Consider the following 15,876-nt stretch of genomic DNA (forward strand, 5'->3'; position numbering starts at 1 on the left):
CTTCTATTCATGAGCAAGCAACCGCAGCGCGTCGTCGCCAGTAACAGGCGAGCGACTCATGACTTCTTTATTGAGGAAAAGGTCGAGGCAGGGATGGTCCTCACCGGGTCCGAAGTGAAGTCTCTGCGTTATGGGCGCGCCTCGATCAATGAGTCCTATGCCAGTGAAGAGAATGGCGAGCTCTATCTGATCAATTCACACTTTTCCGAATACGGTCCGGCCAGCCGTTTCGGACATGACCCCAAACGGCCGCGCAAGTTGCTGGTTCATAAACGGGAGATGGATCGGCTTTTCGGCAAGGTTCGGCGCGATGGCTATACCCTTGTTCCCTTGTCTATCTATTTCAATGAGCGTGGGCTGGCGAAACTCTCCCTGGGTGTGGCCAAGGGAAAACGCAAGCAGGACAAGCGCGAAGACATCAAGAAGCGCGATTGGCAAAGACAGAAGGCGCGCCTGTTGCGCGAGAAGGGCTGACTTCGAACAGGGCCGGGGAGACTTGCCAGTCAGCCTTCCTGCCGAAGCAGCTCTTGCGTCTTCCGGAAGACCTCGTGAAACATTGTCTCGGTAAGACGTCCCGTATTGGTGTTGTAGCGGGAGCAGTGATAGCTGTCGACAAGCTGCAGCCCATTTGGAAGCTCATGATGAGCAGCATGTCCAAAAGCGTAGTGGCTTCGCTTCACGCCACAGGCCATCAGCATGGCATCGTGGGCAATGCGCCCCAGAGTGATGACCACTCGCAACTGAGGCAAGGCGGCCAGCTCTGCTTGCAGAAAGGTGTTGCAGGTACGGATTTCAAGCGAGGTCGGCTTGTTGGCGGGGGGGACGCATCTGACGGCATTGGCGACCCTGCAGTCCCTGAGCTGCAGGCCGTCTTCCGCATGCTTGTCGTAAGATCCAACGGCAAACTCAAATTCCTTAAGGGTCGAATAGAGCAGGTCTCCTGCGAAATCCCCAGTGAAGGGGCGCCCTGTGCAATTGGCACCCTTTAGACCCGGGGCCAGCCCCAGGATGAGCAGTCTTGCATCCGCCGCACCGAAGGATGGCACAGGTGCGTTGTGGAATGAAGGATGCTGCCGCCTGTTCTCTGCTCTGAATTCGGCAAGGCGAGGGCAGAGACTGCAGTTTGCTTCGGGACAGAAGGTGGTCATTTGCAGCAGCAATTTGCTCTGGGAATAACCGTGCCTCACTCGGAGGCGTAATCCTCTTCGTAGGACTCTTCTTCGTCCAGGAACTCTGCATCCAGATCCTCATCATCGGAAGATGTATCCTGGCGACGCCTTTGGGCGTCCGAGGACCCGCTCGAGCGTGCAATCTGGTTCCTCAAGGTGCTGATGTCCACGAACTGATCCGCCTGACGCCTCAACTCATCCGCTATCATTGAAGGTTGCACACGAATGGAGGAAATCACGGTGATTCGCACACCGCGCCTTTGAACGGCTTCGACCAGGGACCGGAAGTCTCCGACTCCGGAGAAAAGGACAGCATGGTCGATCTTGTCCGAAAGTTCCATCATGTCGACGGCAAGTTCGATATCCATGTTACCCTTGAGCTTGCGTCGACCGGAACCGTCAGTAAATTCCTTGGCCGGCTTGGTCACCATCGTGTAACCGTTATAGTCCAGCCAATCAATCAAGGGGCGCAGAGGAGAATATTCCTGATCCTCGATGAATGCTGTATAGTAAAAAGCCCTGACTAGACGAGCTTCATTCGCGAATACTTGGTAAAGTTTTTTGTAATCTATATCAAAATTCAAAGACCGTGCAGTCGAATAAAGATTGGAACCATCAATAAACAGCGCAATTTTCTCTTCCGGATAAAAATTCATTCAAGTCAGCCTTTCCAGGGACAAATGACAGTAATGTCGTAACACAGTTCGAAATTGGCTTTCACGAGCAATAAATATGTGAGAAAGCTCAGATAATTGAGCCAAACTGACATGCGTTCTCCTGGAGCGCAACACTTCCTTGGAATGAATGAGGCGCCGGCCGTGATCCTTGTTGCTCTCGGCTCCAATCTGCACCATCCGGAGTACGGCAACCCGCTGCAAACCTGCGAAGCAGCCCTGAAGGCCCTGGAGACGACAGGGCTTTTCCCTGTGCGCTGTTCGCGATGGTTCGAAACAACACCTGTGCCGGCATCGGAACAACCCAATTTCATCAACGCCATGGTCCAGTTGGCCCCACCCGCCGAACTGAGTCCCGAGACGCTTCTGGCGGAACTGCACGGAATAGAGGCGCGCTTCGGGCGGGTCCGGCAACACAGGAACGAGGCACGTTTGCTTGATCTGGATATCATTGATTTCAATGGATTGGTTACGCCTCCCGGTCGGGTTCCGGAATTACCGCATCGGCGTATGAAGGAGCGTGCCTTTGTTCTCTACCCGCTCCGCGACATTGCCCCGGATTGGCGCCATCCAAATAGCGGGGAGACGATCGACAGCCTGATCGAGAGCTTGCCCGAGGGGCAGAAGATTCGTGCGCTTGCGTGAACTCCGACTGGCTTTTATAGTCACATAAAGCGTAAGACCTGACTCCGGAGATATTTATCATGGCACGCGTCACCGTTGAGGATTGCATCCTCAGGGTACCCAATCGTTTTGAACTCGTGATGCTGTCTGCTCAGAGAGCGCGGGAGATTTCTGCGGGATCTCCGATCACTGTCGAACGAGACAATGACAAGAACCCTGTCGTGTCCCTGCGCGAGATCGCCGATACGACAGTCGATCCGGAAGCGCTGAGGAACTCCTTGGTTTCAGGGCTTCAGCATCATGTGGAAGCTGACGAGCCTGAAGAAGAGGATATGAGTGAAACCGATATGCTGACGGCCAGCCTTCAATCGGCTGAAGCCGAATCGGTACTCACCAAAACCTCGTCGCCAGACATGGAAGCCGAGGAAGAGGGCGAGTAACCCTCTTCCGATCGGTGCCCTTTCGCAACAGACTGTTTCTCTTCCTGGCCGCGCAAACTGTCCAGCAGGGATGGTGCTTGCAGGTGGGACGCCTGTACTTACGTGCTATAGTGTAAGCAGGCGTTTTTATGGGATTGTCTGAGGGAATGCTGCGGCAGTTTGAGCTTGTTGAGAGGGTGAAGTCCTATGATCCTGGTGTGGACGAGGATCGTCTGAACCGGGCGTATGTCTATGCGACGAAAATGCATGGATCACAGAAGCGGGCATCCGGTGATCCTTACTTCTCTCATCCCATCGAGGTGGCCGGCATCCTGACGGAGCTGAAGCTTGACGGCGATTCGATCATCACCGCCTTGCTTCATGACGTGGTCGAAGACACGGACGGCACCCTGGAAAACATTGAGTCGCTCTTCGGCGAGGATATTGCTCGTCTGGTCGATGGAGTGACCAAGCTCAGCCTGCTCGAACTTCAGTCGGAAAAGAGCAAGCACGCGGAAAACTTTCGCAAGCTTGTGCTGGCCATGTCGGAGGATATTCGGGTCCTCCTGGTCAAGTTGGCAGATCGCCTTCACAACATGCGAACGCTGCATTTCATCAAGTCCGAGGAAAAGCGACGGCGGATCGCACGTGAGACGATGGATATCTATGCTCCACTGGCGGAACGCATCGGCCTTCAGCGTTTCAAGGATGAACTGGATGACCTGGCGTTCGCGGAACTTAACCCGGATGCAAGAGATTCCATTATTGCGCGGCTGGAATACCTGAAAAGCTCGGACGACGATGTCACCGACAAGGTGGTCAGCGAACTCACCCGCGTTTTGCAGGAGGATGGCCTCGATGCCCAGGTATTCGGCCGGGTCAAGGCGCCCTATTCGATCTGGCGCAAGATGCAGCATCGTAATGTCGGTTTCGAGCAGCTCGCCGACATTGTGGCCTTTCGCATCGTCGTGACCACCGTAGGGCAATGCTATCAGGCGCTTGGCGCCTTGCACGGACGCTATCCGGTCGTGCCGGGACGATTCAAGGATTACATCTCCACCCCCAAGCCGAATGGCTATCAATCCCTGCATACCTCGTTGATTGGCCCCTTGAAGCAACGGATCGAGGTGCAGATTCGTACAGAGGCCATGCATGATGTGGCGGAATTCGGTGTTGCCGCTCACTGGCGTTACAAGCAAGCGCCCGATGCACCTGAACTGCCCATGGAAGGACGACAGTTCCGGTGGATCAGGGAACTTCTGGATATCCTGGAGCACGCCTCCAATCCGGAAGAGTTTCTCGAGCACACAAAGCTCGAGATGTACCAGGACCAGGTTTTCTGCTTCACCCCAAAGGGCGACCTTATTGCCCTGCCACGGGGGGCCACGCCCATCGACTTCGCCTATGCCGTGCATTCGGAAGTGGGCAATAGCTGTGTCGGCGCACATGTCAACGGACGCATGGTGCCACTGCGTACCATTCTTGAGAACGGAGATCAGGTCGACATTGTCACCTCCAAGGCCCAGACACCTTCACCGGACTGGGAGAGCTATGTCGTTTCCGGCAAGGCCAAGGCGGCCATCCGTCGTTTCATCCGGCAGGAACAACGCCACCAGTTCGTCAACCTGGGCAAGGAGCTGCTGGACCGCACCTTTCGCCAGGAAGGTTACACTCTGACGGATAAGGGTGTGGCCGGGGTTCTCAAGAAGTTCAAGGCCGAGCATGTCTCGGATATCTATGCGGCGGTCGGACAGGGCAACATGACCGCACGAGAGGTTCTGGTATCCGTTTTCCCTGGCGCCAAGGAAGACGAGAAGCCCAACAAGGTCGTTCCCATTAACCGGGCGCGCCGCAGCAAGTCGGGCGATCATTCCATTCCGATCAAGGGACTGATCCCCGGCATGGCCGTTCACTTTGCGCATTGCTGCCACCCCCTGCCGGGCGACAGGATCGTCGGCATCGTCACGACAGGAAAGGGGGTGACAATCCACACGATCGACTGCGAAACACTGCAGTCATTTCATGATACTCCGGAACGCTGGGTGGACATAAGCTGGGAGTACGACAGCAGTGAGGAGGGCTTTACCGGGCGACTTCACCTGGTGGTTGCCAATGAGCCGGGTACACTGGGGTCGCTGTCCACGGTGATTGGCAAGAGCAAGGGCAACATTTCCAATCTCAAGATCATCAGTCGCTCAACGGACTTCTTTGAAATGCTGATTGACCTGGAAGTTAGCGATGTCAAGCATCTCACCAATATCATTGCAGCACTTAGGACCATGCCCGCCATTTCTTCGGTTGAGCGAGCTCGCGGCTAAGCTTTAGTGAAGGTTTCATGCCCTTTCGTCACCCCGTGCAGCGAACCAACCTGATTTCCTGAGTCCGATGTTGTTTCGTCCTCGTTCTCCCCGGCCATTCTTCAAGCGTTTGCGTAACGCCATATGGCCGCGCCGCAGTTGGAAACGATCCGCACGATACGTAGGACATAGGCTGGGGCGCATACCTTCGACCCCCTACAGCATTGCCGCAGGATTTGCTTCGGGGGCTGCAATCTCCTTCACGCCCCTCTTGGGCTTCCATTTTCTGGGGGGTGGTTTGATCGCCCTCTTACTGCGTGGAAACCTTCTGGCTTCGGCAATTGGCACGGTCGTGGGCAATCCTTGGACCTTTCCCTTTATCTGGGCCTGGACATTCTCTTTGGGGCGCTGGATCCTTGGGCATGCGGATATGATCGAGACGCTGCCACAGCATATCTCGATGAATTATATCTTCGATCATCCGAGTCAGGTTCTGCTTCCCATGCTGGTCGGCAGTCTTCCCACGGCGCTGGTGGTATGGTCTCTGTTCTTCTGGATCATTTATCGCCTGGTCGAAGGGTATCAGAAGGCCAGGCATTTGAGGTTGGAAAAGGCCAAGAGGCGCTTGCAGTTGCGCAAGGCCCGCGAGTACGCAAAACAGAAGAGGAAGACTGCGGAATGAGCGGATCTCTGCCCCGTCTGAGACTGGGGGTCAACATTGACCATGTTGCGACGCTGAGAAATGCGCGCGGTGGCGTGCATCCGGATCCCGTGGCAGCCGCGCTCCAGGCGATCGATTGTGGCGCTGACGGCATAACCGCTCATTTGCGCGAAGACCGTCGGCATATCCGGGATGAGGATATCATGCGCCTCAAGAAGGAGATCTCCAGACCGCTCAATCTTGAAATGGCCGCCACTCAGGAGATGCTTTCCATCGCCCTTGAAACCCGACCTCACGCCTGTTGCCTGGTGCCGGAAAAGCGAGAAGAGGTTACCACCGAAGGTGGCCTTGAAGTCCGCGCCCAGAAGCGTCAGCTCGCGCCATACGCAGAGACCCTGTCCGAGGCCGGAATCCGTGTATCGCTCTTCATCGATCCAGAGGAGGAACAGCTCGAGGCTTCAAGGGAACTTCGCGTTCCCATTGTGGAATTGCATACCGGTGCCTATTGCGAAGCTTTCTGGAGGACAGGCGCCGAAAGCCGTGAAGCAAAGCAAGAGTTCCTGCGCTTGGAGAACGCGGCGCGCCTGGCATCGAAGCTGGGTCTGGAATGCCATGCCGGACACGGGCTGACCTACGAAACAGCCGAGAGAATGGCTGCAATCAGCGACTTCGTGGAGTTCAATATTGGCCATTTCCTGATCGGCGAAGCGGTTTTCGAGGGCTTGTCGGCCGTATTGGCGCGCATGCGCTCAGCGATGGAGTCTGGGCGAGACAGGACCCTGATCGCGCAGCGGGAAGGAGAACCATCTTGATCCTGGGTATCGGCAATGATCTGTTGGATATACGGCGAATTGAAAAAACCTTGGTGCGTTTTGAAAGCCGCTTCACAGAACGGGTCTTTACCGAAACGGAACGACGGAAGTCGGACCGGCGAGCTGAACGGGCTGCAAGCTATGCAAAGAGGTTTGCAGCCAAGGAGGCCGCGGCCAAGGCCTTGGGTACCGGAGTGCCGCGACAGGGTGTGCATTGGCAGCATATTGGAGTTGTCAACGAACCCGGTGGGCGACCGACCCTGGACCTGAGGGGAGGGGCTGCGCGGCGCCTGCAGGAAATGACGCCAGAGGGCATGGTGCCGCAAATTCATATTACTATCACCGATGATTATCCTTGGGCTCAGGCGCTGGTGATCATCTCTGCAGTTCCCACGCAGGATGTCTAAGGGTATACCCTCACGTATTGCCACGATTCTGGGTGGGGTGGGCCAAGGATGACTTCGACCATGACGAAAAAGAAAACCGAAAGCGGCGGCATTGGTGAAACGCTGCGTACTGTTCTCTACGCTGTTCTGATAGCACTCGTACTGCGCACCTTTGCCTATGAACCTTTCTCCATTCCCTCCGGATCCATGCTGCCAACCCTGATGGTCGGGGACTACCTTTTCGTCTCCAAGTTTTCCTATGGCTACAGCCGTCATTCCTTTCCCATGAGCCTGGTGCCGATCGAAGGACGGATATTCGCGAGCGAGCCGGAGCGCGGTGATGTTGCCGTCTTCAAGCTGCCCTCGGACGACAGGACCGACTATATCAAGCGCATCATTGGCTTGCCCGGAGATAAGATACAAGTGCGTGACGGTCTGCTCTACATCAATGGCGAGCCTGTAGAGCGCGAACAGTTGGGAGAGGGAATGGTTCGCAGCGGTGGCTTCCCGGTCCGGATCACGGAATACCGGGAAACCTTGCCCAATGGAGTTGAGCACCTGATATGGGAACGCGGCAGTGATGAAGTCTTCGACAACACACCTGTCTTCACGGTTCCTGAGGGACATTTCTTTGCCATGGGCGACAATCGCGACAGCAGCCAGGACAGTCGCTCCAGGAACGTCGGTTTCATCCCGAAGGAGAACCTCGTGGGGCGAGCGGAGTTTATCTTCTTCTCCAACAATGGGTCTGCCCGTTTCTGGGAGATCTGGAATTGGCCTTCCGCGATTCGCTTTGATCGCATCTTCCAGCCGATAGACTGAATCTTTCGGAGATTTCCACACATGCAGGCAGCCACTGCCGAGTTTGTTTCCGGTCTGCTGCAACACGATTTTTCCAACCCGGAACTTGTCGAGGAAGCGCTAACGCATTCCAGCCGTGGGGAACGCCGTTCCTATGAACGCCTGGAGTTCCTCGGTGACCGGGTGCTGGCCCTGGTTGTCTGTGAAATGCTGCTGGAAAGCTTTCCGCGTGAGCCGGAAGGCATGCTGGCCCGCAGGCTTGCTGCCCTGGTCAAGCAGGAAACACTATCCCAGGTGGCAGCAAAATGGGGGCTTGCACAGCACATAATCCTCTCGGGCGGCGAGGAGGAAAGCGGCGGACGCAACAATCCGGCCATTCTATCGGATGTCTGTGAGGCTCTTCTGGGCGCGCTGTATCTCGATGGCGGCCTGCCGGCCGCGCGCAGAGTCATAGAGCGGGATTGGCGCGACCTGGTTCGTGCCGATATCAGTCCGCCTCAGGACAGCAAGACCCGGCTTCAGGAATGGGCCCAGGGGCGCGGCTATCCTCTGCCGGTCTATCGTGAGGTGGATCGCAGTGGGCCGGCTCATGACCCTGTTTTCACGATCGAAGTGGACGTTGAAGGCTTGGGACGAGGCCAGGGACAGGGGCGTTCGAAACGTGTCGCCGAACAGTCGGCCGCCAGAGAACTCCTCGATCAACTGCAAGGGCATTCGGAATGACACAGCGGTGTGGAATGGTCGCTCTCATCGGGTTGCCCAACTCGGGAAAGTCGACCTTCATAAATCATGCTGTCGGGGCAAAGGTTTCCATCGTCACGCACAAGGCACAGACCACGCGCACGCGGGTGCGCGGCATAGCCCTGCAGGATGATTGCCAGATCGTCTTTGTCGACACGCCCGGGATCTTCGCTTCACCCAAGCGTCGCCTGGAACGCTCCATGGTGCAAGCGGCGTGGGATGCCGTTCAGGATTGCGATCTTGCACTTTTCATGCACGATGCCAATCGGTCCGGTGAAGACGAACAGACAGGTCATCTCCTTGAACGGCTGGGACAGCGGAGAACCCCACTGGCCCTTATGCTGAACAAGATCGATTCCGTGCGCAGGGACAGGCTGCTCGGACTGGCTGCGTCATTGAACGACCGTGCCACTTTCGAGCAGACCTTCATGATATCGGCGAAAACCGGGGATGGCGTTCAAGACGTCCTGGATTGGCTGTGCCAGCGGATACCGGAAGAGGCCTGGCTCTATCCAGAGGATCAGCTGTCCGACCTTTCGGAGCGCCTCATGGCCGCCGAGATCACGCGCGAGAAGCTTTTCCTGAATTTGCACGAGGAACTTCCCTATTCCCTGACGGTAGAGACCGAGAGCTGGGAGAGTTTCGACAACGGATCCATTCGCGTGGAGCAGACAATCTACGTGGAGCGCGACGCCCAGAAGAAGATCGCTCTCGGGGCAAAGGGAGCCACCATTCGCAAGGTGCGCTCCCAAGCCCAGATGGAACTGGAAACTCTCCTTGAGACGAAAGTCCATCTCTTCCTGTTCGTGAAGGTCCGCGAACGCTGGGTGGACGACCCGTCCCGCTATCGGGAGTGGGGGCTCGATTTCGATCTCTGAAAGGGCAGGGGACGCCTGCTCGCTTTTCAAAGAGACGGGTTTGTCCCATCATGTCGTCATGATCGAATGGCAGGATAAGGGCATTGTACTGGCGGCCCGACCGCATGGCGAGACGGCTGCCGTCGTGCATCTGCTGTGCGAGAAGAACGGACACCATGCCGGGCTGGTTCCCGGGGGGCAGGGACGGCGCATGAGCCCAGTGCTGCAACCTGGTAACCTGGTGGATGCCACGTGGAAGGCTCGGCTGCCCGATCACCTCGGTCACTTCACCCTGGAATTGAACCGAGGATACGCGGCGCGCTTCATGGACCTTCCGGCCAGCCTGAATTGCCTTCAGTCCGCCGTGACTCTCTGCGAGGCAGCCCTTCCGGAACGCGAGCCTCATGCAGCCATTTTCAATGGCTCTCTGGCCCTGATCGAATCGCTGGACAGTGAGTACTGGGGTGAGATCTATATCAAATGGGAACTCTTGCTGCTCAGTGAACTTGGCTTCGGCCTTGATCTGGAAGAATGCGCGGCCGGGGGGGACAACGATCAACTGGCCTATGTCAGCCCTCGCAGCGGGCGTGCCGTGTCGCTGTCAGCCGGAACGCCCTATCGCGACAAGCTTCTGCCGCTTCCTGGCTTCCTGTCAGGACGGGGACAGGGAGGGACGCAGGAGATTCTGGAAGGACTGCAACTCACGGGGTATTTCCTGGAGAAGAGCGTCTTCGGCCCTCGGGACCGGCCGCTTCCCCCGGTGAGAGTGAGACTTGCACAGCACTTTTCTTCCTGTGCAGCTTGAACTAGCTTTCGTCTCCGCGTTCATCCGTTTCCGGGATCAACAGACCTGATGTCCCAGATGCATGTCATTGTCGTCGGCGCTGGTGCTGTTGGCGTCTGCAGCGCCCTCTACCTCCAACGCAAGGGATACGCGGTAACCCTGCTGGAGCGAGAGGCACCTGGGGCAGGGGCGTCCTACGGCAATGCCAGCGTTCTGGCCAGCGAGTCCGTAACTCCGATTGCCATGCCCGGCATTGCACGCAAGGTGCCTGGCATGCTGCTGGATCCCATGGGCCCGTTGCGCATCCGCTGGGGCTATCTGCCGAAAATCGCTCCGTGGCTGATTCGCTTCATCAGGGCGGGACAAAAGCAGCAAGCCGAACGCATCACGTCCGAGCTGGCCCGTTTGCTTTCGGGATGCATCGAGGACTTCCGGCCACTTCTCAAGGACGCGGGTGCCGAAGCCCTGTTGGTGGAACGCGGGTGGGTCGGGGTCTATCTTTCAAGGCGTTCGCTGAACGATGCCACCTATGCCACAGGCTTGCAGAAAAGCCATGGTGTGAGCGTGCAAAATCTAAGTCCTGGCGAGCTCAGGGAACTCGAGCCGGCGGTGTCCCCGAAGATAGCCGGAGGCTATTATTACCCCGGCGTGGCTCATGTGGTGGACAGTTACAAACTCACGACCACCTTGGCCGACACCTTTGTCCGGAACGGCGGAGTCATTTGCAAGGAACAGGCAGAGGATATTCTGAAGGATGCGGGCGGACGGGTAAGAGCCGTGCGAACCGACAAGGGGGAACACTCCTGTGACTGCCTGCTTATTGCAGCCGGAGCCTGGTCGCGGAGCCTGTCAGCCAGGCTCGGCGCCAACGTGCCGCTCGATACGGAACGCGGTTATCATTATACCGTAAGCCAGCCCGGCATCGAATTGTCGCGGCCCGTCTACGTACCGGAAACCGGCTTGGCCTGTACGCCATTGGAGAGCAGACTGCGCCTCGCCGGAACCGTCGAGTTCGGTGGATTGAATGCTCCCCCTGACTGGAAACGGGCAAACGTCCTGGCCCGGCGTGGAAAAGAGCTGTTTCCCGAGCTCAATGTCGAGCGGGGAGAACGCTGGATGGGATTTCGCCCCTCCATGCCCGACTCCCTTCCGGTGATAGGGCCTGTGGCGAGTACGCCCAATGCCTTTCTGGCCTTCGGGCACGGCCACCTTGGACTCACCCTCGCGGCGAGAACCGGGCGCATGATTGCTGAGATGATTGCCGGTGAGCCTCCTTGCGTGGATCCGGCTCCCTATCGAAGCACACGTTTTTGATATCCACTGCTTGTCGGTGACACGCGACAAGCCTACCATATATGGCCTTATGATGACGAGGAGCCGATGACTTCGACGCCGACTGCCGATAGTCCGAATGTACAGGATGTCCGCCTGGTGGACGCGCTGTCAGAGCGCTATCTTTCCTATGCGCTGTCCACGATCATGTCGCGCTCCCTACCTGACGTACGTGATGGCCTGAAACCGGTTCACAGGCGTTTGCTTCATGCCATGCAACTCCTGCGCCTGGACCCCGAGCACGGCTACAAGAAGGCAGCGCGTGTGGTTGGTGATGTCATGGGTAAATTCCATCCGCACGGGGACCAGGCAATCTATGACGCCATGGTACGTTTGGCCCAGAATTTCTCGCTGCGCTATCCACTGGTCGACGGGCAAGGGAATTTCGGTAACATCGACGGCGATAACGCAGCAGCGATGCGTTATACCGAAGCGCGCCTGACCTCGGTTGCCATGCGCCTGTTGGAGGGCATAGACGAGGATGCCGTCGATTTCCGCCCGACCTACGACGGCGAAGCGCAGGAGCCGGTGGTCCTGCCGGCTGCCTTTCCCAATCTTCTGGCCAATGGAGCACAGGGGATTGCAGTCGGCATGGCTACGGCCATTCCGCCGCACAACGTATCGGAAATCTGCGAGGCCCTGCGCCATTTGATTGCACACCCGGAAGCCGGCGTGGAAGCCCTGGTGGAGCGCATGCCGGCACCGGACTTTCCGACGGGCGGCATATTGGTGGAAGGTCGTGAAACCCTGCTGGAGACCTATAAGTCCGGCCGCGGCGCGTTCCGGTTGCGCGCGCGCTGGAACACGGAATCTCTGAAGGGCGGGACCTATCAGATTGTCGTTACGGAGATTCCCTATCAGGTGCCCAAGGCGCGGCTGGTGGAGAAGATCGCGGACCTGCTGGGTGCAAGGAAATTGACCCAGCTCGCCGATGTGCGGGACGAGTCCGATGAACAGGTGCGACTGGTTCTCGAACCTCGCAGCCGGAATGTGGATCCCGAGGTTCTGATGGAATCCCTCTTCCGCCAGACCGACCTCGAAGTGCGCATTCCGCTGAACATGAACGTGCTGGACGCGGACAACACCCCCAGGGTGATGGACCTGCGTGAAGTTCTGCAAGCCTATCTGACACACCGCGAGACGGTTCTGCTCAGAAGGACGCGAAACCGACTGGATCAGATCGCACGCCGCCTGGAAGTGCTTTCCGGCTACCTGATCGCCTTTCTCAACCTGGATGAGGTGATCCGCATTATCCGCGAGGAAGATGACCCCAAGGCCGAGTTGATCCGCACCTTTGAGCTGAGTGATACGCAGGCCGATGCCATCCTGAACATGCGCCTGCGCTCCTTGCGGCGCCTGGAGGAAATGGAGCTGCGTCGCGAACACGAGAGGCTGACCGAGGAGCAGGCCGACCTGAACGTTTTGCTGGAAGACGGCGAGCGACGCTGGCGGGTCATCGATGACCAGATCGTTGGGTTGCAACAGGAGTTCTCGACGCAAACACCTCTGGGACGACGCCACACGGAAATCGGTACGGCACCCGCTGCCGTGGTCATTCCCCTGGAAGCCGTCATCGACAAGGAGCCCGTGACCGTTCTGCTGTCCGAGAAGGGCTGGATTCGCGCATTGAAGGGACATCACGACGATCTCTCCGAAACGCGCTACAAGGACGGAGATCGGCAGAAGCACGTACTCAAGGCTCATACTACGGACAAGATACTGCTGTTCGCTACGAACGGGCGCTTCTACACCCTTGGTGTCGACAAGCTTCCGGGAGGACGCGGCTTTGGCGAGCCGTTGCGTTTGAGTGTGGATCTTCCGAACGACCAGGATATTGTAGCCCTCAAGGTCTATACGCCGTCGGGCAAGCTGCTTCTGGCTTCGGATGATGGCCGCGGTTTTCTGGTTTCCGAAGAGGATGTCGTTGCGCAGACAAAGAACGGCAAGCAGGTCCTCAATCCGGCAAAAGGGGCAGAAGCTGCCATATGCCGCCCTGTGTCGGATAGTGACGATGCCGTCGTGGTCGTCGGTGATAACCGGAAGTTGCTAATCTTTTCGCGCGAGGAGCTGCCAGAAATGACGCGCGGACGGGGCGTTATCCTGCAACGATACAAGGATGGCGGTCTTTCCGATATCAAGACGTTCCGCTTTGAAGAGGGATTGACCTGGTCCGCTGGACCGGGGCGCATTCGAACCGAGTCCAATCTCATGGAATGGCAGGGCAAACGCGGACAGGCAGGCCGATTGGCGCCCCGGGGATTTTCGAGTTCCAACAGGTTTGACTAGGCTATAGAATCGCTTTCACATTGGACTTGGGGGCATCAGGAACAGGGTAGGTCTCATGCAGCGCCGTGCTTTTCTGAAAAACAGTCTGCTCGGCGGCAGCACAGTGGCGCTGGGAAGTGGGCTTTCCGGTTTTCCCAGCCCGGCTCTTGCGCGCGAGCGCAAGCTGCTGCGCATGCAGACAACCTGGCCACAGGATACGCAGGGTCCTGGTGCGGGGGCTGTCTATTTCTCCGAAAACGTCGCGCTTCTCTCGGAAGGGACGCTCGCCGTCGAAATCCAGTGGGACAGCAAGGATATCTCCGCATTTGAAACGATGGATGCCGTTCAGTCGGGTGAAATAGACATTGGACATAGTGCGCCCTACTACTGGAAGGGGGCCTTGCCGGCCGCGGATTTTCTCTCCGGCATTCCATTCGGCTTCACCTCAAATGAGCTTGATGCGTGGCTGGAACTCGGAGGCGGACGGGAACTGGCAGACCGTGCCTACCGGGATGTCGGCTGCAAGTTCCTGCCCTGTGGGTCCACGGGTCCGCAGATGGCCGGTTGGTTCAGTCGTTCGATTTCATCCATCTCGGACTTGGCCGATTTACGCATTCGGATGCCCGGCCTGGGAGGTGAAGTCTGCAAGGCTGCCGGTGCAAGTGTTGTCCTGTTACCTGGTAGCGAAATCGACCAGGCCATTGAGTCCGGTGCTATAGATGCTGCCTCCTGGATGGGCCCCCATGCAGACGAGAGGCTGGGATTGCCGGAGAGTGGCTGGTCTTATGGATATCCCGGGTGGCAAGCTCCTGCCGTTCTACTCGACGCCTTCGTCAATCTGGATGTCTGGGTGAACCTGAATGCCTCGGAACGCACGATCCTGCAAAAGGCGGCCGAGCTTGCCCACCGCCAGGCGCAGGTTACGGCTCAGGCGAACAACCAGCGCGCTTTGAGGCACATGGTCGAGGATAAGGGGGTCGAGCTCTTCTCTTTCAATGAGGAAACCTTAATCGCTCTGGCTGACCTCTCGGGTGAGGTCATGAACGATTTTGCCACGGCTAATTCCTTCAGCAATGAAGTGTTCCAGAGCATCCTGCGCTTTCGTGAGGACTTTCTGGGCTGGTCAAAATATACCGACATGGCACTGCTTAAGGCGCGACAGCTGAAATACAGCTTTCCCACGGCCGAGAAATCAGGATCAGAATAGGTATCAATCTCCAGCCGGCAGTTCCGCCCAACCTGTGGGCCCGAGTGCCTCGATGGGACGGAAGTCGCTCTTGTAGGCCATCTTGGGGGATTGTGCGATCCAGTACCCAAGATAGAGGTAGGGGAGGTCACGCTTCCGGGCCTCCTGGACCAGGGCAAGGATGAAATAGCGCCCTGGACTGCGCCGCTCATCCTCCGGTGCAAAGAAGCTGTAGACCGCGGACAGGCCGTCTTCCAGGACATCCGTCAGGCAGGCTCCTCGAAGTTCACCTTCCGAATCACGTGCTTCCACCATTTCGGTCCGGATATTGGTATCCTCCACCATCGCCCGATAGTCGAAAAACGTCATCTCCGCCATTTCGCCTTCACCGTGGCGGGCGTCCAGGTAGCGTGAAAAGAGGCTGTATTGCTCTGCCGTCGCCATGGGCGGACGGAAAATCAGGTTCAAGTCGGCATTCTTTCTGAGAATGCGCCGCTGCGATTTGCTGGCCGCAAAGCGTGCGACCGGAATACGAACGGGAATGCAGGCATTGCAGCCTCTGCAGGCAGGCCGATATGCATAGTGGTGGCTGCGCCGGAACCCTGCCCGGGACAGACGTGCATGGTGGGAAGGGGCATTGCTGCCGTGCAGGTCCGTGATCAATTTACGTTCATAGCGATCCGGCAAATAGGGGCAGGGGGATTCCGAAGTGACCATGAAGTACAGTTCGGGCCGCTCGGAACCCTTTTCCTGCAGTTCCTCTTCCCGCGGATGCGTCAGGAGGTGAGGTGATTCATGGGGCATTCCTAAAACTTCCTTCCGCACCAGAATTCACGGCAGCCAGAAGGGCTGTGCAGATATCCTTGAT

Annotated in this window: 17 protein-coding genes; 14 read left to right on the plus strand and 3 right to left on the minus strand. The window is 57.6% G+C overall.

Annotated elements, in window-relative coordinates:
- The first annotated feature begins 9 nt into the window (after positions 1-9).
- Positions 10-474 (plus strand): SsrA-binding protein SmpB, encoded by a 465-nt coding sequence (gene smpB / locus ACFOW6_RS07305; protein WP_382421681.1) that lies wholly within the window; start codon positions 10-12, stop codon positions 472-474.
- 29 nt (positions 475-503) lie between these two features.
- Here smpB and ACFOW6_RS07310 read toward each other — a convergent pair whose 3' ends face one another.
- Together ACFOW6_RS07310 and ACFOW6_RS07315 are read right to left on the minus strand one after the other, a co-directional pair.
- Positions 504-1,187, minus strand: coding sequence for a uracil-DNA glycosylase (locus tag ACFOW6_RS07310; protein WP_382421682.1), 684 nt, complete (start codon positions 1,185-1,187; stop codon positions 504-506).
- Positions 1,184-1,825: a LabA-like NYN domain-containing protein gene (locus ACFOW6_RS07315; protein WP_382421683.1), complete on the minus strand. Its 642-nt coding sequence runs from the start codon at positions 1,823-1,825 to the stop codon at positions 1,184-1,186. The genes ACFOW6_RS07310 and ACFOW6_RS07315 overlap by 4 nt, the downstream gene beginning before the upstream one ends.
- 144 nt (positions 1,826-1,969) lie before the next feature.
- Here ACFOW6_RS07315 and folK point away from each other — a divergent pair, with 144 nt between their 5' ends.
- The 13 genes from folK to ACFOW6_RS07380 all read left to right on the plus strand — a co-directional run bounded on the left by folK (position 1,970) and on the right by ACFOW6_RS07380 (position 15,029).
- Positions 1,970-2,488, plus strand: a complete 519-nt coding sequence (gene folK, locus ACFOW6_RS07320; protein ID WP_382421684.1) for a 2-amino-4-hydroxy-6-hydroxymethyldihydropteridine diphosphokinase — start codon at positions 1,970-1,972, stop codon at positions 2,486-2,488.
- A 59-nt stretch (positions 2,489-2,547) separates the two neighbouring features.
- Positions 2,548-2,907: a DNA-directed RNA polymerase subunit omega gene (gene rpoZ, locus ACFOW6_RS07325; RefSeq protein ID WP_382421685.1), complete on the plus strand. Its 360-nt coding sequence runs from the start codon at positions 2,548-2,550 to the stop codon at positions 2,905-2,907.
- A gap of 146 nt (positions 2,908-3,053) precedes the next feature.
- A complete protein-coding gene (locus tag ACFOW6_RS07330; protein ID WP_382421686.1) occupies positions 3,054-5,204 on the plus strand; it encodes a RelA/SpoT family protein in 2,151 nt (716 codons plus the stop codon).
- Positions 5,205-5,271: 67 nt separating this feature from the next.
- Positions 5,272-5,865, plus strand: a complete 594-nt coding sequence (locus tag ACFOW6_RS07335) for a DUF2062 domain-containing protein (protein WP_382421687.1) — start codon at positions 5,272-5,274, stop codon at positions 5,863-5,865.
- Entirely contained in the window at positions 5,862-6,656 is a 795-nt protein-coding gene (locus tag ACFOW6_RS07340) for a pyridoxine 5'-phosphate synthase (protein WP_382421688.1), read from the plus strand. Before ACFOW6_RS07335 ends, ACFOW6_RS07340 begins: the two co-directional genes overlap by 4 nt.
- Complete coding sequence (gene acpS, locus ACFOW6_RS07345) at positions 6,653-7,063, plus strand: holo-ACP synthase (RefSeq protein WP_382421689.1); 411 nt, start codon at positions 6,653-6,655, stop codon at positions 7,061-7,063. The genes ACFOW6_RS07340 and acpS overlap by 4 nt, the downstream gene beginning before the upstream one ends.
- Before the next feature lie 60 nt (positions 7,064-7,123).
- Positions 7,124-7,864, plus strand: coding sequence for a signal peptidase I (gene lepB, locus ACFOW6_RS07350; protein ID WP_382421690.1), 741 nt, complete (start codon positions 7,124-7,126; stop codon positions 7,862-7,864).
- Positions 7,865-7,885: 21 nt separating this feature from the next.
- Positions 7,886-8,566 (plus strand): ribonuclease III, encoded by a 681-nt coding sequence (rnc, locus tag ACFOW6_RS07355; RefSeq protein ID WP_382421691.1) that lies wholly within the window; start codon positions 7,886-7,888, stop codon positions 8,564-8,566.
- A 14-nt stretch (positions 8,567-8,580) separates the two neighbouring features.
- Positions 8,581-9,462, plus strand: coding sequence for a GTPase Era (era, locus tag ACFOW6_RS07360; protein ID WP_382421692.1), 882 nt, complete (start codon positions 8,581-8,583; stop codon positions 9,460-9,462).
- A 40-nt stretch (positions 9,463-9,502) separates the two neighbouring features.
- Positions 9,503-10,246, plus strand: coding sequence for a DNA repair protein RecO (gene recO, locus ACFOW6_RS07365; protein ID WP_382421693.1), 744 nt, complete (start codon positions 9,503-9,505; stop codon positions 10,244-10,246).
- Positions 10,247-10,294: 48 nt separating this feature from the next.
- A complete protein-coding gene (locus tag ACFOW6_RS07370) occupies positions 10,295-11,539 on the plus strand; it encodes an NAD(P)/FAD-dependent oxidoreductase (RefSeq protein WP_382421694.1) in 1,245 nt (414 codons plus the stop codon).
- A gap of 66 nt (positions 11,540-11,605) precedes the next feature.
- On the plus strand, positions 11,606-13,843 hold the full coding sequence (parC, locus tag ACFOW6_RS07375) for a DNA topoisomerase IV subunit A (protein WP_382421695.1): 2,238 nt from the start codon (positions 11,606-11,608) through the stop codon (positions 13,841-13,843).
- Between the two features lie 55 nt (positions 13,844-13,898).
- A complete protein-coding gene (locus tag ACFOW6_RS07380) occupies positions 13,899-15,029 on the plus strand; it encodes a TRAP transporter substrate-binding protein (protein ID WP_382421696.1) in 1,131 nt (376 codons plus the stop codon).
- 3 nt (positions 15,030-15,032) lie between these two features.
- On the opposite strand, the gene ACFOW6_RS07385 is transcribed toward ACFOW6_RS07380, so the two are convergent.
- Entirely contained in the window at positions 15,033-15,812 is a 780-nt protein-coding gene (locus ACFOW6_RS07385; protein ID WP_382421697.1) for an arginyltransferase, read from the minus strand.
- Positions 15,813-15,876 lie beyond the last annotated feature (64 nt).

Origin of the sequence: Fodinicurvata halophila (assembly GCF_042651425.1) — a bacterium.
Taxonomy (GTDB): domain Bacteria; phylum Pseudomonadota; class Alphaproteobacteria; order Kiloniellales; family DSM-21159; genus Fodinicurvata; species Fodinicurvata halophila.